Source organism: Mycobacterium barrassiae (assembly GCF_025822765.1).
Taxonomy (GTDB): domain Bacteria; phylum Actinomycetota; class Actinomycetes; order Mycobacteriales; family Mycobacteriaceae; genus Mycobacterium; species Mycobacterium barrassiae.
In genome coordinates this window covers 16595-32667 of record NZ_JACKUK010000035.1, presented here as the reverse complement: position 1 = coordinate 32667, position 16073 = coordinate 16595, and the positions used below count along the sequence as shown (strand labels likewise).

Here is a 16073-nt window from a genome sequence, read left to right as displayed (position 1 = left end):
TTTGGGAGCGCTCAGCGCTCCTAAACGCACACAAATCGCTGGGATTACAGCGGGATGTTCTTGTGCCGACCGCGGCGCGCGGGCGCCTCGGCCAGAGCCTGCGTCAGCTTGCTGCGCGTATGGGCCGGGTCGATCTTCTCGTCGACCACGCCGATCTCGATCGCAGAGTCCACGCCGCCGGCGATCCGCTCGTGCTCGGCGGCCAGCTCTTCGTGCAGCGCCTCACGCTCGTCCTCGGGCGCGGCGGCCAGCTTCTTCTTGTGCAGGATGCCGACCGCGGCCTTGGCGCCCATGACGGCCACCTCGGCGTCGGGCCACGCGAAGACCTTGGTGGCGTTCAGCGATCGCGAGTTCATCGCGATGTAGGCGCCGCCGTAGATCTTGCGGGTAACCAGCGTGACGCGGGGCACCGAGCACTCACCGAACGCGTGCAGCAGCTTCGCGCCACGCCGCACGACGCCGCCCCACTCCTGATCCACACCGGGCAGGTAGCCGGGCACGTCGACGATGACGACGAGCGGGATGCCGAAGGCGTCGCACAGCCGCACGAATCGTGCCGACTTCTCGGCGCTTTCGGAGTTCAGGCAGCCACCGAGACGCAGCGGGTTGTTCGCGATCACACCGACGGTGCGTCCGGCCAGCCGGCCGAGACCAACGACGATGGACGGCGCCCACTTGCCCTGGAACTCCTCGAACGGCACACCCTCGTCCAGCAGCGCCTCGACGAGCGGGTGCACGTCATAGGCGCGGCGTGCCGACTCCGGCAGCAGCGCATGCAGGTCGGTATCGCCCGCCTCAGCCTTGGTGCGGTCGAAATGGCCCTGCTGGCAGAACAATCCGACCAGCCGACGGCCACGCTCGTAGGCATCCAGCTCGTCGTCGGCGACGATGTGGCACACACCGGACTTCTTGTGGTGTGCGTCCGGGCCGCCGAGCGAAACCATGTCGACGTCCTCGCCGGTGACACTGCGCACGACGTCGGGACCGGTGACGAACACCTTGCTGTCCGGCGCCATCACGATGACGTCCGTAAGCGCTGGGCCGTATGCCGCACCGCCAGCGGCGAATCCGACGACGACCGAGATCTGCGGGATGTAACCCGACGCACGGATCATGGCCTCGAAGACCAGGCCGACGGCGTGCAGCGCCTTGACGCCCTCCGCCAACCGCGCGCCACCGGAGTGCCAGATGCCGACGATCGGGCTCTGTTCCTCGATGGCGGTGTCGTAGGCGCTGACGATGTGCGCGCAACCCTCGACACCCATGGCTCCGCCCATGACGGTGCCGTCGGTGCAGAATGCGATCGTGCGGACACCGTTGACGGTTCCGGCCGCGGCCAGCACACCCGAGCGGTCACGCTCGTGCAGCAGCTCGACGGTGTCGTCGTCGAAGAATGTCCTCAGGCGCAGCAGCGGATCGCGTGGATCGAGCGATTCGCCGACGGCCTCGGGGGCCATGATGGTCATGCAATCCTCCTGTAGCGCTTGAGGTTAGGCGGTATCAGTACTTGCCGAACGCGAGCGCGACATTGTGCCCACCGAAACCGAATGAGTTGTTGATCGCGTACTGATAGTTGCCGGGTCGTGGTGAACCGGAGACGACGTCGAGGTCGATCTCCGGATCCAGGTTCTTCAGGTTGAGCGTCGGCGGGATGACACCGTTGCGCAACGCCAACACGGTCAGGATGGACTCGACGGCGCCGACTGCGCCGACGGAGTGGCCCAGCGCCCCCTTCGGGGCGTAGACCGCTGCCTTGTGGTTGCCCAACGCGTTGTGGATCGCCTTGCCCTCGGCCACGTCGCCGACAGTGGTGCCGGTGGCATGCGCATTGACGTGGTCGATGTCCGTGGGGGACAGGCCCGCGAGCTGGATCGCCCGCGTCATCGCGTGACCGGCCTGCTCGCCGTTGGGATCGGGCGCCACGATGTGGAACCCGTCCGAGGTGATGCTGGCGCCCATCAGCCGCGCGTGGATGGTGGCGCCGCGGGCCTTGGCGTGCTCCTCGGTCTCGATCACCATCAACGCGCCGCCCTCACCGAAGACGAAACCGTTGCGGTCCTTGTCAAATGGGCGACAAGCGCCGGCCGGATCGTCGTTGGTGGTGGAAAGCACGATGCGCATCTGAGCGAAGCCGGCGATCGGCACCGCCTCGATCTTGGTCTCGACACCGCCGCAGATCGCGATGTCGGCCTCACCGAGCACGATCTGCCGCCACGCCTGCGCAATGCCCTCCGAACCGGACGCACACGCCGAGATCGGGGTGCTCACCCCGGCCCGCGCCTTGCGTTCGAGCCCGACCGCGGCGGCTGCCGCGTTCGGCATGTACATCTGCACGGCAAGCGGTGACACCGCCCGAAGACCCTTGGCGCGTAGGCCTTCATAGGCGTAGAGCAGTTCCTCACTCGAGCCCATGCCGGTGCCGATCGACACCATCAGACGGCGAGGATCGACCTCGGGCGCCCCGGCGTGCTCCCAGACCCGACGGCCCAGGACGGTCGACATCCGCTGCAGGTAGGACAGCCGACGCAGTTCGACCCGCGTCAGCTCGTCCTCGAAATTCTCCAGCAGGTGGCCACCGATGCGGACCGGCAAGTCGTACTGCTCGACGAACGGGTCATCGAGCAGGCGAATGCCGCTCTGCCCCTCCAGCAGTCGCTGCCAGGTGGTGTCCGCGTCGGTCGCCAAAGCGGTCGTCATCGCATAACCGGTGACGACTACGTTGGGGAAACCATTCCCCGTGGAAAGCCGGGTCAACGCTGCCATTACTGCTCTGAGAGTTCCTTCCTGCCTCAGTAACGCCCGAAGGCCAGGGCGACATTGTGTCCGCCGAAGCCAAACGAGTTGTTGATGGCGTACCGGTATTCGCCATACCGTGGCTCACCCGCAACGACGTCGAGATTGATCTCCGGGTCAGGCGTCTCGTAGTTGAGCGTCGGCGGGATCACGCCGTCGCGCAGCGCGAGCACCGTCAGGATCGACTCGAGTGCTCCGACCGCTCCGATGGAGTGGCCGAGCGCCGACTTCGGCGCATACACCGCGGCGTGGTCCACCCCAGCAACCCGGATGGCGTTGGCCTCGGCGGTGTCGCCGATCGGAGTGGCCGTGGCATGCGCGTTGACGTGGTCGATGTCCTTGGGCTCCAGGCCCGCGGTCTCCATCGCCCGCTTCATCGCCTGTCCGGCGCGCTCACCATCGGCCGCGGGTGCCACCATGTGGAAGGCATCAGAGGTGATGCCCGCACCCATCAACCGGGCCAACGGCTTTGCGCCGCGGGCCTTGGCGTGCTCCTCGGTCTCGATGACCATGAGCGCACCGGCCTCACCGAACACGAACCCATCGCGGTCCTTGTCGAACGGCCTGGACGCGCCCTCGGGATCGTCGTTCTTGGTCGACATCGCACGCATCATCGAGAACGCCGCGATCGGCAGCGCCTCGATGCCACCCTCGACGCCGCCGCACACCGCGATGTCGGCGTCGCCCATGACGATCTGACGCCATGCGTGGGCAATGCCCTCCGAACCCGACGAGCATGCCGACACCGGGGTGATGACCCCGGCGCGCGCGCCCAGTTCGAGGCCGACGACAGCAGCGGCGCCGTTCGGCATGATCATCTGAACGGCCAGCGGCGACACCTTGCGGGGGCCGCCCTCGTTCATCGCGTCATACGTCTCGACGATCTTCTCGCCGCCACCAAGGCCCGTGCCGATGACGACCGCGAACCGATCCGGGTCGACCTCGGGCTTGCCTGCGGTCTCCCACAGCTGGTTGCCCAGGTACTTGGCCATGCGCTGGACATACGACATGCGTCGCAGTTCCAGACGCGTCATCAGTGGGTCAAGAGGCTCCTTGAGGTGCCCGCCGATACGCACGGGCAGGTCCCACTTCGTTACGAACTCGTCCTCGAGGACGTGGATGCCGCTCTCTCCGGCCAGCAAGCCCTTCCACGTGCTCTCGATGTCCGGCGCGATGGACGTCGTCGCGGTGACAGCGGTGACCACAACACTGGGGTAACCGCCGTTAGCAGTGGAAGGTTTGGTCACTTGTTTTCCGAAATCTGTGCGCGAATAGCAGCGGCAGCCTCGGGGTTCTCTTCCTCGAGCTTCTGGATGTAGGTGACGACGTCACCGACGGTGCGCAGACCCGCGAGGTCCTCATCGGGGATCTTCACGCCGTACTTGTCCTCGGTCTGCACAGCGATCTCAACCATCGAGAGCGAGTCGATGTCCAGGTCGTCGACGAAGGACTTCTCCGGGGTGACCTCAGAGGGCTCGATGCCGGTGACCTCTTCGATGATCTCGGCGATGCCGGCGATGATTTCTTCCTGCGTGGTGGCCACGATGGCTCCTTCTATTGGTTGTTACTGCCAACTGATGTTGGTATGTGGTTGTTGCTTCTCGGCGCGCCGAGAATCATTCCCCGGCGAGCTCGGCGAGCCCGTCCAGGTCAGCGGGAGATTTGACGGCGCGCGTCGGTACCCCCCGAAGTTCGCGTTTGGCGATCCCGGCGAGCGTCCCGGCGGGCGGGAACTCGACGATCGCCGACACAGGGCCTTCTGGTGCATGACGCAGATACTCGGTGCACAAATCCCAACGCACCGGCTTGGTCATCTGATTCACCAGCTTGGCCATCGCGTCCGCGGCCGACGCGACGGGCTGACCGTCGGCGTTCGACAGGAGAGTCGCCGTCGGCTCGGCCGTCGTTACAGCCTCGGCGGCGGCCGCGTACCCCTCGGCTGCGGTCGCCATGTAGTGGGTGTGGAAGGCGCCCGCGGTGGCCAACTGCCGGACCCGGGCCTTGGCCGGCGGATCCTCTGCGAGCTTCTCCAGCGCCGCCACGGCACCGGCCGCGACGATCTGACCAGCCGCGTTGCGGTTGGCCGGGATCAGGTCGAGCGCCTCGAGGCGGGCCAGCACCTCGGCCTCGTCGCCGCCGAGCACCGCCGACATACCGGTGGGCTCGAGCGCACACGCCTTGGCCATCTCGGCGCCGCGGGTCGCGGCCAGCCTGACGGCGTCGTCCGCCGAGATCACGCCTGCAATGGCGTACGCGGCGATCTCGCCGACCGAGTGGCCGGCCACCAGAATGTCCTTACCTTCCAGCTCGCCGCGACGCTTCAGTTCCTCGTGGGCGAGCAGGGTGGCGGCCACGACCAGCGGTTGGGTGACCGCGGTGTCCGTGATCTCCTCGGCAGTCGCGGTGGTGCCCAGCCGGGCCAGGTCAAGACCGCTGATCTGCGACCATGTGGCGAGACGGTCAGCCGCACCCGACAGCTCTAGCCAAGGGGCGAGCATGCCGGGAGTCTGGGAGCCCTGTCCGGGCGCAAGCAACGCAAGCACTGTTTAAGAGAACACTGTGAAACTCACTTTGCGCGGTGTAAGAGATTATGAACCTCGTCTTATGTTTTTGTAGGTAGTCCACAAAAGCGCATGTGATGCGACTCTATCGATACCGGTCCGCGACCTATTGGGTCTCTCACCCCGTCGCGGCGGGCGGCGGAGTGATGTCCGTCACCCCGTCCACATCGGTATTTCGCGAGCTGGCTAGGTGCGTTTGCCGACCAAGTCGGCCCAGGCTAGCGGCTACGCGAAGGACATACGCGTCGCGTGGAACCGTGGGGTCGCGGCCCGTGAAGTCGGCGATGCGTCTGAGCCTGTACCGCACGGTATTTGGATGAACGAACAATTTGCGCGCGCACGCCTCGATCGCGCCGCCCGAGTCCAGGTAGGCGTCGAGCGTCTCGGCCAAGGCGGGACCGGCATCGTTTAGCGGTCGCATGACCTCGGCCTCCAGCGCGGCGATCGCGGTGTTGTCGCCGAGGAGGGCCCGCTCCGGCAGGAGTTCGCGTGCGGGGACCGGTCGGGGTGCGCCCGGCCAGCCGGCGACGGCGTTCATGCCCGCGATCGCTTCCGTCGCGCTGCGGTGAGCGGCCGCCAAGGTGGTGGCGGTCGGACCGATCACGACGGGTCCGTCGGCGAAGACTTTCATGAGGTCGGCGAGGAAGCGGTCCGTGGGGGACAGCGCGCCCGAGACGATGGCGACCAGCCAGGTGCCGTGGACGTCGGACAGGGCGGCGCGGCCATGGCGGGCGACGACGTCGTGGACGTCCTCGCCGGCGAGGTCGCTGCGGTCGGGCTGCGGCAGACCCACGATGACGGTGGCCGGGGCGGTGGCGTCCCAGTTCAGCGCGGCGGCCTGCGACTGCAGTTCGGGTCCGGTGTTGCCGCGCACCACCGCGTCGATGACGTTGGCCTCCATCCGGGTGTCCCATGCGCCGCGCGCCTCGGCCTGGTCGGCGTAGGCGGTGGCGGCGGCGAACGCGAGATCCCTGCTGTAGCGCAGGATTCCGGCGGTCAGCGCGGTCAACTGCTCGTCGGAGCGAGCCAGTAGCGGCACAACCTCTTCGCAGTACTCCATAGTGACCCGGACCATCTCGACCGACTGGCGCAGGGCGATCCGTCGCCGCAGATCCTGCGGAACGACCTCGAACGCCTGGGCGGTGTAGCTGACGTTGCTCTGAGGATCACGCATCCACTCGACGAAGTTCACGACCGCGGCCTGCACCACCAACTGGACGCTGGCCCGCTGCGAGGCCTCGAGGTCGGCGAAGAAGGGTAGCCGCTGCTCCATGACGCGCACGGCTTCGGTGGCCAACCGGCCGGAGTACTGCTTGAGCCGACGCAGGACAACGTCGGGCACCGTTTCCAGCACCTCGACGGTGGACTTCGGCGGAACGTACCGATTGTCGGGCATCCATAAAGGCTACGCCACAGTTCTGGAGGAAACCTCCAACGCTGCGAGTTGGGCGGCGGGCCCGACGAGCAGACGCGAAAACCCCCACTTGAGCCCTGAAAAGGGGGTTTTCGCGTCTGCTCGCGGTGGAACGAGCTAGGCGACGCCTGGGTCCGACGTCTGCTCGGGCGCCGCCATCACGTCGTCGATCTCATACTTACGTGCCGCTTCGACGGCCACCGACTGGTCGATGTTGCCGTCGCGCGCAAGCCCTTCGAGCACGGCCACCGCGACCGACTCGGCGTCGGTGTTGTAGTAACGCCGCGCGGCGGGCCGGGTGTCGGAGAAGCCGAAGCCGTCGGTGCCCAGCGTGATGTAGGTGCCGGGCACCCACGGCCGGATCTGCTCGGGCACCGCCCGCATCCAGTCGGACACCGCGATGACCGGCCCCGCCGCGTCGGCCAGCGCCTTGGTGACGAACGGCGTTTCGGCGGGCCGGTCCGGGTGGCGCAGCCTTTCCTTCTCGATGCGCACGCCGTCGCGATTGAGCTCGTTCCAACTGGTCACCGACCACACATCGGCGGCCACGTCCCATTCGTCGGCCAGCAGCTGCGCGGCGCGCAGCGCCTCGGGCATCGCCACGCCGGACGCCAGGATCTGCGCCGTGTGCGACCGCTTGTCCGGTGCGGGCCGATACCGGTAGATGCCGCGCAGCAGCGCGTCGACGTCGAGACCCTCGGGCTCGGCGGGCTGCACATACGGCTCGTTGTAAATGGTGATGTAGAAGAAGACGTTCTCCGGATCCTCGCCGTACATCCGGGCCAGCCCGCTTTCCACGATGTAGGCGATCTCGTAGGCGAACGCCGGGTCGTAGGCCACCACAGCCGGATTGGACGACGCCAGCAGCTGCGAGTGTCCGTCGGCGTGCTGCAGGCCCTCACCGACCAGGGTGGTGCGCCCCGCGGTCGCGCCGAGCACGAAACCGCGGGCCATCTGGTCGGCGGCCGCCCAGAAGCCGTCACCGGTGCGCTGGAAGCCGAACATCGAGTAGAAGATGTACAGCGGGATCATCGGCTCGTTGTGGGTGGAGTACGACGTGCCCACCGCGGTGAACGATGCCGTCGAACCCGCCTCGTTGATGCCCTCGTGCAGGATCTGGCCGACTTCACTTTCCTTGTACGCCAACATCAATTCGGCGTCGACCGCGGTGTACAGCTGCCCGTTGCGGTTGTAGATCTTCAGGCTCGGGAACCACGAGTCCATCCCGAACGTGCGCGCCTCGTCGGGAATGATCGGCACGATCCGCTTCCCGATCTCCTTGTCGCGCAACAGTTCCTTGAACGTCCGCACCGTCGCCATGGTGGTGGCGACCTCCTGGTTGCCCGAGCCCTTCTTCAGCGCTTTGTAGGTGTCGCGCGGCGGCAGCGGCAGCACCTTGGTGTGGGTGCGACGCTCCGGCAGGAAGCCGCCAAGGGCCCGTCGCCGCTCCAGCATGTAGCGGATCTCGGGGGCCTCGGGGCCGGGGTGGTAGTACGGCGGCAGGTAGGGGTTTTCCTCGAGCTGTTCGTCGCTGACCGGAATGCGTTGTGCGTCGCGGAAGTACTTGAGATCAGCCAGCGCAAGCTTTTTCATCTGGTGCGTGGCGTTGCGACCCTGGAAATGTGCGCCCAGCGAGTAGCCCTTGATGGTCTTGGCCAGGATGACGGTCGGCTGACCCTTGTGGTCCATCGCGGCGCGGTAGGCGGCGTACACCTTGCGGTAGTCGTGGCCGCCGCGCTTGAGGTTCCAGATCTCGGCGTCCGACATCTTCTCCACGAGCGCCTTGGTGCGCGGGTCGCGGCCGAAGAAGTGGTCGCGCACGTAGGCACCGTCGTTGGCCTTGTAGGTCTGGTAGTCGCCGTCGGGGGTGGAGTTCATCAGGTTCACCAGCGCACCGTCGCGGTCGGCGTGCAGCAGGGCGTCCCATTCGCGGCCCCACACCACCTTGATCACGTTCCAGCCGGCGCCGCGGAAGAACGACTCGAGCTCCTGGATGATCTTGCCGTTGCCGCGCACCGGCCCGTCGAGGCGCTGCAGGTTGCAGTTGATGACGAACGTCAGGTTGTCTAGTCCCTCCAGCGCCGCCACGTGGGCCAGCCCGCGGCTTTCCGGCTCGTCCATCTCGCCGTCGCCGAGGAATGCCCACACATGCTGGTCGGAGGTGTCCTTGATGCCGCGGTCGTGCAGATAGTGGTTGAACCGGGCCTGATAGATCGCGTTCATCGGGCCCAGACCCATCGACACGGTCGGGAACTCCCAGAAGTTCGGCATCAGCCGCGGGTGCGGATACGACGGCAGTCCACCGCCGGGATGGCTGTGCTCCTGGCGGAACCCGTCGAGTTCATCGGCGGTGAGCCGGCCCTCGAGGAAGGCGCGGGCGTAGATGCCCGGCGATGCGTGGCCCTGGATGAAGACCTGGTCGCCGCCGCCTGGGTGGGACTTGCCGCGGAAGAAGTGGTTGAAACCGACTTCATAAAGCGCGGCCGACGACGCGTATGTCGAGATATGGCCCCCGACACCGACTCCCGGGCGCTGCGCGCGGTGCACCATGATCGCGGCGTTCCACCGGATCCACGCCCGGTAGCGACGTTCGACGTCCTCGTCGCCGGGGAACCACGGCTCCAGCTCGGTCGGGATGGTGTTCACATAATCGGTGGACGTCAGCGCCGGGATGGCCACCCGCTGCTCGCCGGCGCGTTCCAGCAGCCGAAGCAACAGATAACGGGCCCTGGCCGGGCCGGACTGCTCGAGCAGCTTGTCGAACGACTCCAGCCACTCGCTGGTCTCTTCGGTGTCGATATCGGGCAGATACGAAGCGACACCTTCACGAATGACGCGAACCCGGTCGGGTTCTGCTGCACTGCCGGAGTTTTGGGCCAGGTCTTGGCGCGCGAACTCGGTGGTCAACTTCCGCTCCTTGTTAGGCGGGTACGTGCCGGGATGGTCGACGCGGATGTTTTCCGCTTCTCCATCCTTCTCCAATCCTGCACCACGCGCACCGCTGGGGGTGCCGACTGGAATGAACCCGCGATTGCGGATGGAACCCGGTAACGTCTGCAGCCGTGGTGACCGGTTGGCTGTGTCCGAAGCGGCTGCGGGTCGCCGCACTCGTGGTGGGCAGTTCGGCCGTCACCGCGATGATCATCGTGGGCTGTAGCAGCGTTGTGCAGGGCACGGCGTCGGTCGACGCCGCTGATGCTCCCGTCTACAAGGCGTCGGTGTCGGCGTCGATCGCGGAGTCGGCCGCCAGTTCCAGCTCGCGCGAGTCCGAGCGGCAGGAGTCACTCACCCGGGAGGCTGTGCACACGTCGTGTGAGTCGCTGAGCACCAGCAGCGTCGACGCGATCACCGCCGTCAACGCGTACGTCGACGCCTTCAACGAGAGCGCCGCCAACGCCGGCTCCAAGACGAGACCGGCGATCGATGCGCTCAACCACAGCGCTGACCTGGTCGCAGGCAGCATCAAGGATCCGCTGATGCCCGAGCTGAAGGACGCGATGCACGAATGGGTGGACGCCGCGCGGGGCCTGGCCGTGGCGATCGCGGGCAATTACGGGCCCGATGAATTCAACGCCGCGATCACTCGACTGAACGACTCCAAGACCACAGCGCTGAACCTCTGCGATGCGGCATATTGACTTAGATCGACGAACCTGGCTGCCAGTGAGTTGCTGGAGAGGCTGGTCGTGCGACGATAGGGCTGGACGCACAACGCGCCGAGCAGGCTGAAGGAGGACCGACCGTGGTCGCGGCGGACGACGCCCCGAACTACGCCCGAAGACTGGGCATCCAAAAAGATCAGGTTGTGCAGGAGTTGGGCTGGGACGAGGACACCGACGACGACATCCGGGCCGACATCGAAGACGCGTGCGGCGGTGAGCTGCTCGACGAAGACGCCGACGAGGTGATCGACGTCGTTCTGCTGTGGTGGCGCGATGACGATGGCGACCTGGTCGACCGTCTGATGGACGCCATCACGCCGCTGGCCGACGATGGCGTCATCTGGGTGATCACCCCGAAGACGGGTAAGCCCGGCCACGTGCAGCCCGCCGAGATCGCCGAGTCCGCGCCGACTGCGGGTCTGATGCAGACCTCGTCGGCGAATCTGGGCGACTGGATCGCGAGCAGGCTGGTGCAACCGAAGTCGAAAGCGGCAGGTAGGCGGTGATGCGGTGATCGAGGTCGGAGCCGAGGCGCCGGACTTCACCCTCAAGGACCAGAACGGGCAGCCCGTCACGCTGAGCGACTTCCGGGGCAACAAGAACGTGCTGCTGGTGTTCTTCCCGCTGGCGTTCACCGGGATCTGTCAGGGCGAACTCGACGAGATCCGGGACAACCTGCCGAACTACGAGAACGACGACACGGCGACGCTGGCCATCTCGGTGGGCCCGCCGCCGACCCACAAGGTCTGGGCCACCGAGAGCGGCTTCCTGTTCCCGGTGTTGTCGGACTTCTGGCCGCACGGCGCAGTGGCGCAGGCCTACGGCGTGTTCAACGACGACGCCGGCTTCGCCAACCGTGGGACCTTTGTGGTCGACCGCTCAGGCAAAGTCCGCTTCGCCGAGATGAAACAGCCCGGGGAGCCGCGCGATCAGACGGTGTGGAAAGAGGCACTCGCAGCGCTTCAATCCGACTGACGGATTTCGTGTCTCACCGTCGTCATTTCGTGTCTCACGGCGGCGGCGTGTACTTTTCCCGTGCAAGGGCGCGTAGCTCAGTGGTAGAGCTCTGGTTTTACACACCAGCGGTCGGCGGTTCGATACCGTCCGCGCCCACCACGTTTTTGGACATTCCACTTCGGGTGATCAGCGCAGCCTGGCGGGCCTCGAGTTCGCGAATGCGGCGGTGTGCCCTTCTGAGTCGGTCATACAGTGCGGCGTAAGTCGGTGCAGTAGGCATGGGCTTCCCTGCGCTCTCATTACGGTGAGGCTGACGTCAGATCGACGGCGTGCAGCCCGTAGGGCACCGCGTCGAGCAGCTTGACCACCAGCGCGGTGCCGGTGGGGTGTTGGTAGATGCGGCGTTCACCTGGCTGTGCGCCCGCGATGGCGGCACCGATCGGCGAGTCGATGGCATACACCGGCACATCGGAGTACTCGGCGTCATGCACACCAAGAAGGAACGTCTCGGTGTCACCGGTGGCGTCGTAGCGAATCGTCACCACCATGCCGGGTTCGGCGATCCCTTCGTAGGGCGGGTCCTCGCCGACGACCGCGTTGATCAACAGATCGTGAATCTGCTGCATCCGTTTCTCCCAGGCGCGGCGGACGGCGAAGGTGTTCTCATCGGATTCGTCCTCGATTCCGGCGGAGAACAGAAATCGCAGTGTGCCAAGTTCCCGCTGCAACCGCGATTCCGCCTGCGGCGAGATCCACACACGACTAACCGGCATGCCAATTCCTCCCTCGACGTCAAGACCCTCAGAAGTCTCGGTGTTGAGACCTGAATGCAGCGCGGTCAATTCGCCCTGCGGCGTCTGTATCTCCATGGTGGTGTCGCCCCGCTGCGAATGTGTGCTGGAGATCGGACAACTCGCTGGAGCCGCGTTGTGCAAATCCGACAAACGGGGGAGCGGGCCTTCCTACGTATGGTCGGGCTCAGGTAGTTGCTGGTGGTTGCCACTTCGATCAAGGAGCGACAATGGCTGACAAATCCCCGGGCAAGAGTCTTCGAAAGCCCACACAATCGATCAAGGAACGCCGGGCGGCAAAGCGCGCCAAGGCGTTAGCGTCGACACCGATCACACGGAAGCGCAAGGGCTGAGCCCGTGGCCACCCGTGCGTTGAGGAAACCCCTTGTCCCATAACTCGTTACGCAGCAGAGCTGTCAAGATGGAGGCGTCAACTCGCGGTGCAGATCCTCGACGTAGCTGTCGTAGGCTGCGGCAACCTCATCGAGGTTGACCTGCTCGGGTAGGTCGACAGGGAGTTGGCGCGCGACGAGGTAGGTCGCGGTCGCTTCCACGACTCGCTGCTCGTCGTCGGCGATCTGGGCGACGACTGCCGGGTCGGCGAACACGCGCACCACCACGCTGTCCTCGTCCTGTTCGAACCGGACAAGATATTCGTGATCACCGAGCGCCTCGACGGCCGGACGTTGACCGCTCATGACCCTCCGATGAGATCGGCTAGGACGGCCGCCTCGCTGAGGTCGGCACTCTTGGTGGCGGTGAGCAGCGTCAGCGGTTGTTTTTTCGCCAGGTCGCGCAGATGCGCGAGCGCGGCGGCCCGCGTGGCATCGGCGAGTTCGTCGCGGTAGCGGAGCGTGAACTCGCCGAACAGCGAGGGATCGTGGCCGTACCACTTGCGCAGTTCGGTGGACGGTGCGACGTCCTTACACCATTCGTCGAGGTGCGCGCGGACCTTGCTCACGCCGCGCGGCCAGATCCGATCGACCAGCACCCGCGTGCCGTCCTCCGGCAGCACCGGGTCATAGATCCGGCGCACCTGGACGCTCAGTCGTCGACTCATGACGTCTCCCAGGCTAGTCGCAACCGGTTGCCGGAGGGTTGCAGCGCGGGATCGGTTATGCGACAGTCGAATCGGTATCCGGGTGGCGATGCCAGGCCGGATCGTAGACCGATGCGAGGCCGCCCAATGTCAGTGCGGCGAGCATCAGCCCGAAGTCGCGCAGGGCTATGTCGTAGAAACCTGGATACGTCAGCAGGTTGACGATGATGCCGGCCAGCCAGGCGGCGACCACGTAGGCGGCGTACCGCGGCTTGATGGCGACGGCGATGCCGGCGAGGATCTCGATCGCCCCGACGATGAGCATGACCTGATGCGCACCGATCGGACTCACATCGACGATCCACGGCGCCAGATAAGACTCCCAGTTGACGAGCTTGTTGGTGAACTTGTCGACGCCCATCAGGATCGGTAGCACGGTGAATCCGATCCGCAGTGTCAGGAACGCCGCGTACGCCGGATCCGAGCGGGCGCGCTGCAGTAGCTCCGAGGAGCCATGGGCTGAGTGGGGTAGCGCTGAGGCGGTCATATCAACTCCTTTGTAAAACCAATCAAAACTAGTTTTAGAATCTGCCCGTCCCGTACATTTGTCAATAGTTTTTGGTGTTAGAGTCGAGGCATGTCCATCCAGCCCCGTGACCTGGCCGCACTGAACGGTCTTAGTCACCTGGATGACCCGTTGCGGCGACAGTTGTACGAGTACGTCATCCAGCACGACGGGCCGGTTTCGCGGGAACAGGCCGCGGTCGCGGCATCGATCGGACGCACGCTGGCGGCCTACCATCTCGACAAATTGGCGGAGGCCGGCCTGCTGACGGTCAGCTATCAACGACCGGCCGGGCGCGGAGGGCCCGGGGCCGGACGCCCCGCCAAGTTGTACGCGCGGGCCGCGCACGAGATCACCGTCAGCGTGCCGCCCCGTGACTACCAACTGCTGGCATCCCTCCTCGTGGCATCCGTCGAACAGGACGACAGCGGAGCGGTGCAACAGGCGATAAACAGTGCCGCGCACCAGTCAGGCCGGCGCGCCGGCGTCGAAGCCGACGGCGACGTGGTGGCGGCACTGGTGGCGCGCGGCTATCTGCCCCGCGTCGACGACACCCGGATCACGCTGCGGAATTGCCCGTTCCACCTGGTCGCCCAGGATCACCGAGACCTCGTGTGCGGGCTGAACCTGAGGCTCGTCGAGGGCGTGATCGAGGGTTGCGGTCATCGGCAGGCGCGCGCCGAACTCGATCCGGATCCCGACCGGTGCTGTGTGGTGGTGCACGACGCCGAGGCGTCTTCCCCTACGCGTGCCTGACGACGGCAATGGCGACCCCGCGGTTGTGCGAGGCTGACCGCGTGGACCTCGAACTCAACCGCAAGGACCTGCACGACACCCGCATCGTCCATGGTGACCCGCCCTCGCTGGCCGACGGCGAGGCGCTGCTCCGCGTCGAATCGTTTGGCCTGACCGCGAACAACATCACCTACGCCGTCTTCGGCGATGCGATGAACTACTGGGCGTTCTTCCCGGCCTCGGACCCGGACTGGGGAAAGCTGAACGTCTGGGGATACGCACACGTCGAGGAGACGCGGAATTCCGGTCTGCGCCAAGGCATGCGGGTCTACGGCTACCTGCCGTGCGCCAGCCACCTCGTGGTCACCCCATCCCGCGTAGACGCGAAGGGCTTCTTCGACGCGGCGCCGCACCGCACCGACCTGCCGTCGGCCTATCAGGGGTACCGCGACGTCGAGACCGACCCCGTCTACTCGGCCGATCGCGAGGCCGAACACATCCTGTTCTTCCCGCTGTTCTTCACGTCGTTCCTCATCGACGACTTCCTGGCCGACGAGAACTTCTTCGGCGCAGACACCATCGTCATCTCCAGCGCCTCGTCGAAGACGGCCATCATCGCGGCGTACCTGCTGGCCAAGCGCGACGGAATCAACGTCGTGGGCCTCACCTCGAACGGCAACCGCGCGTTCGTCGAGGACCTGGACATCTACGACTCGGTGTCCCTGTACGACGCGGTCACCGAGCTACCCGGCGATCGCGCGGTCTACGTCGATATCTCGGGCGACGGCACGGTGCGCAGCGGCGTCCACGCCCACTACGGTGACCGCCTGGCCCACAGCGCCACCGTCGGCGCCACCCACTGGACCCAAATGTCGCCCGGCGCAGGCGAACTCGCGGGGCCAAGCCCGGTACTGTTCTTCGCGCCGGACCGGATCACCAAGCGCGGCAACGACTGGGGAACCGCCGAGCTGGACCGAAAAGTCGCCGAGGCGTGGGCGCCGTTCGCGCAGTGGGCCGCCGGTTGGCTGCGCGTCCAACGGATTTCGACCGAGAACGAGATCCAGCGGGCCTACCTCGAGCTGCTCGACGGCAAGGTGGATCCGGCGTCGGGCATCGTCGTCACGCTCAGCTAGGCGGCGCGAAGAACTCCAGCGCGATGCCGTCAGGATCGCGGAAGCTCAGCCCCGACCCGTAGCTCTCATCGACGATGCCGCTGTGCTCGACACCGAGGCCGTCCAGTCGTTGAACCCATTGCTCGAGCGCCGCGCGGTCCACGCATCCGAAGCCGACGTGATCCAGCCCCGCCCGGAACTCGGTGAAGCGTTCGTCGGGGGCCTTCCGGTCGTGTTCGTGGATGCCGAACAGCGTCCCGTTGTCGAAGGCCCACACCAGATGCCGGAAGCCGGCGGCGGTGTGCTCGTCGATCAGGGGGTCGGCGCCGATCAGCTGCCGGTACCAGGGGGCGCTCACTTCGAGGTCACGCACCGTCAGCGCGACGTGATTCAGGGCCGGGAACGTCATCATCGACTCCTCTGTTGGGCCTTCATCAATCATGA

Annotated in this window: 18 protein-coding genes and 1 tRNA gene; 7 read left to right on the top strand and 12 right to left on the bottom strand. The window is 66.1% G+C overall.

The window, feature by feature from the left end; translation table 11 throughout:
- Positions 1-44: 44 nt before the first annotated feature.
- From H7J93_RS23405 to aceE, 7 genes are all read right to left on the bottom strand, one after another.
- Positions 45-1466, bottom strand: a complete 1422-nt coding sequence (locus H7J93_RS23405; protein ID WP_267308682.1) for an acyl-CoA carboxylase subunit beta — start codon at positions 1464-1466, stop codon at positions 45-47.
- Positions 1467-1500: 34 nt separating this feature from the next.
- The gene (gene kasB, locus H7J93_RS23400; protein ID WP_276022337.1) at positions 1501-2763 is read right to left on the bottom strand and encodes a 3-oxoacyl-ACP synthase KasB; all 1263 of its coding nucleotides are present in this window, start codon (positions 2761-2763) and stop codon (positions 1501-1503) included.
- Between the two features lie 26 nt (positions 2764-2789).
- On the bottom strand, positions 2790-4040 hold the full coding sequence (kasA, locus tag H7J93_RS23395) for a 3-oxoacyl-ACP synthase KasA (RefSeq protein ID WP_267308681.1): 1251 nt from the start codon (positions 4038-4040) through the stop codon (positions 2790-2792).
- The gene (acpM, locus tag H7J93_RS23390) at positions 4037-4336 is read right to left on the bottom strand and encodes a meromycolate extension acyl carrier protein AcpM (protein WP_083157564.1); all 300 of its coding nucleotides are present in this window, start codon (positions 4334-4336) and stop codon (positions 4037-4039) included. The genes kasA and acpM overlap by 4 nt, the downstream gene beginning before the upstream one ends.
- Before the next feature lie 73 nt (positions 4337-4409).
- A complete protein-coding gene (locus tag H7J93_RS23385; protein ID WP_267308680.1) occupies positions 4410-5336 on the bottom strand; it encodes an ACP S-malonyltransferase in 927 nt (308 codons plus the stop codon).
- A 136-nt stretch (positions 5337-5472) separates the two neighbouring features.
- On the bottom strand, positions 5473-6750 hold the full coding sequence (locus tag H7J93_RS23380) for a PucR family transcriptional regulator (RefSeq protein WP_267308679.1): 1278 nt from the start codon (positions 6748-6750) through the stop codon (positions 5473-5475).
- A 135-nt stretch (positions 6751-6885) separates the two neighbouring features.
- Positions 6886-9675, bottom strand: coding sequence for a pyruvate dehydrogenase (acetyl-transferring), homodimeric type (gene aceE, locus H7J93_RS23375; protein ID WP_267308678.1), 2790 nt, complete (start codon positions 9673-9675; stop codon positions 6886-6888).
- A gap of 155 nt (positions 9676-9830) precedes the next feature.
- On the opposite strand from aceE, the gene H7J93_RS23370 reads away from it, so the two are divergent.
- The 4 genes from H7J93_RS23370 to H7J93_RS23355 all read left to right on the top strand — a co-directional run bounded on the left by H7J93_RS23370 (position 9831) and on the right by H7J93_RS23355 (position 11546).
- Positions 9831-10406, top strand: coding sequence for an Rv2240c family protein (locus H7J93_RS23370; protein ID WP_267308677.1), 576 nt, complete (start codon positions 9831-9833; stop codon positions 10404-10406).
- A 104-nt stretch (positions 10407-10510) separates the two neighbouring features.
- Entirely contained in the window at positions 10511-10936 is a 426-nt protein-coding gene (locus H7J93_RS23365) for a DUF3052 domain-containing protein (RefSeq protein WP_267308676.1), read from the top strand.
- A gap of 4 nt (positions 10937-10940) precedes the next feature.
- A complete protein-coding gene (locus H7J93_RS23360; protein ID WP_267308675.1) occupies positions 10941-11405 on the top strand; it encodes a peroxiredoxin in 465 nt (154 codons plus the stop codon).
- Positions 11406-11471: 66 nt separating this feature from the next.
- A tRNA-Val gene (locus H7J93_RS23355) sits at positions 11472-11546 on the top strand.
- A gap of 140 nt (positions 11547-11686) precedes the next feature.
- On the opposite strand, the gene H7J93_RS23350 is transcribed toward H7J93_RS23355, so the two are convergent.
- A complete protein-coding gene (locus H7J93_RS23350) occupies positions 11687-12160 on the bottom strand; it encodes a GreA/GreB family elongation factor (protein WP_267308674.1) in 474 nt (157 codons plus the stop codon).
- A gap of 248 nt (positions 12161-12408) precedes the next feature.
- Between H7J93_RS23350 and H7J93_RS23345 the strand changes: the two genes are divergently transcribed.
- Positions 12409-12531: a hypothetical protein gene (locus H7J93_RS23345; RefSeq protein WP_267308673.1), complete on the top strand. Its 123-nt coding sequence runs from the start codon at positions 12409-12411 to the stop codon at positions 12529-12531.
- A 63-nt stretch (positions 12532-12594) separates the two neighbouring features.
- Here the strand turns inward: H7J93_RS23345 and H7J93_RS23340 are convergent, their stop codons facing one another.
- The 3 genes from H7J93_RS23340 to H7J93_RS23330 are packed head-to-tail and all read right to left on the bottom strand — an operon-like array spanning position 12595 to position 13764.
- Positions 12595-12876: a hypothetical protein gene (locus tag H7J93_RS23340; protein ID WP_267308672.1), complete on the bottom strand. Its 282-nt coding sequence runs from the start codon at positions 12874-12876 to the stop codon at positions 12595-12597.
- Positions 12873-13238, bottom strand: coding sequence for a DUF488 domain-containing protein (locus tag H7J93_RS23335; protein ID WP_267308671.1), 366 nt, complete (start codon positions 13236-13238; stop codon positions 12873-12875). Before H7J93_RS23335 ends, H7J93_RS23340 begins: the two co-directional genes overlap by 4 nt.
- A 55-nt stretch (positions 13239-13293) precedes the next feature.
- The gene (locus H7J93_RS23330; RefSeq protein WP_267308670.1) at positions 13294-13764 is read right to left on the bottom strand and encodes a DoxX family protein; all 471 of its coding nucleotides are present in this window, start codon (positions 13762-13764) and stop codon (positions 13294-13296) included.
- Positions 13765-13854: 90 nt separating this feature from the next.
- Here H7J93_RS23330 and H7J93_RS23325 point away from each other — a divergent pair, with 90 nt between their 5' ends.
- Positions 13855-14538 carry a helix-turn-helix transcriptional regulator gene (locus tag H7J93_RS23325; protein ID WP_267308669.1) on the top strand — a complete coding sequence of 228 codons (684 nt, stop codon included), beginning with the start codon at positions 13855-13857 and terminating at the stop codon, positions 14536-14538.
- A gap of 41 nt (positions 14539-14579) precedes the next feature.
- Positions 14580-15650: a DUF2855 family protein gene (locus H7J93_RS23320; RefSeq protein WP_267308668.1), complete on the top strand. Its 1071-nt coding sequence runs from the start codon at positions 14580-14582 to the stop codon at positions 15648-15650.
- On the opposite strand, the gene H7J93_RS23315 is transcribed toward H7J93_RS23320, so the two are convergent.
- On the bottom strand, positions 15643-16038 hold the full coding sequence (locus tag H7J93_RS23315) for a VOC family protein (protein ID WP_267308667.1): 396 nt from the start codon (positions 16036-16038) through the stop codon (positions 15643-15645). The two genes, H7J93_RS23320 and H7J93_RS23315, sit on opposite strands and share 8 nt — an antisense overlap.
- Positions 16039-16073: the final 35 nt, after the last annotated feature.

What these genes read in the sequence shown, in the direction of transcription:
- H7J93_RS23405 (WP_267308682.1), bottom strand. Translation starts at nt 1,466, where the DNA reads ATGACCATCATGGCCCCCGAGGCCGTCGGCGAATCGCTCGATCCACGC.
- kasB (WP_276022337.1), bottom strand. Translation starts at nt 2,763, where the DNA reads ATGGCAGCGTTGACCCGGCTTTCCACGGGGAATGGTTTCCCCAACGTA.
- H7J93_RS23380 (WP_267308679.1), bottom strand. Translation starts at nt 6,750, where the DNA reads ATGCCCGACAATCGGTACGTTCCGCCGAAGTCCACCGTCGAGGTGCTG.
- H7J93_RS23350 (WP_267308674.1), bottom strand. Translation starts at nt 12,160, where the DNA reads ATGCCGGTTAGTCGTGTGTGGATCTCGCCGCAGGCGGAATCGCGGTTG.
- H7J93_RS23345 (WP_267308673.1), top strand. Translation starts at nt 12,409, where the DNA reads ATGGCTGACAAATCCCCGGGCAAGAGTCTTCGAAAGCCCACACAATCG.
- H7J93_RS23340 (WP_267308672.1), bottom strand. Translation starts at nt 12,876, where the DNA reads ATGAGCGGTCAACGTCCGGCCGTCGAGGCGCTCGGTGATCACGAATAT.
- H7J93_RS23335 (WP_267308671.1), bottom strand. Translation starts at nt 13,238, where the DNA reads ATGAGTCGACGACTGAGCGTCCAGGTGCGCCGGATCTATGACCCGGTG.
- H7J93_RS23330 (WP_267308670.1), bottom strand. Translation starts at nt 13,764, where the DNA reads ATGACCGCCTCAGCGCTACCCCACTCAGCCCATGGCTCCTCGGAGCTA.
- H7J93_RS23325 (WP_267308669.1), top strand. Translation starts at nt 13,855, where the DNA reads ATGTCCATCCAGCCCCGTGACCTGGCCGCACTGAACGGTCTTAGTCAC.
- H7J93_RS23315 (WP_267308667.1), bottom strand. Translation starts at nt 16,038, where the DNA reads ATGACGTTCCCGGCCCTGAATCACGTCGCGCTGACGGTGCGTGACCTC.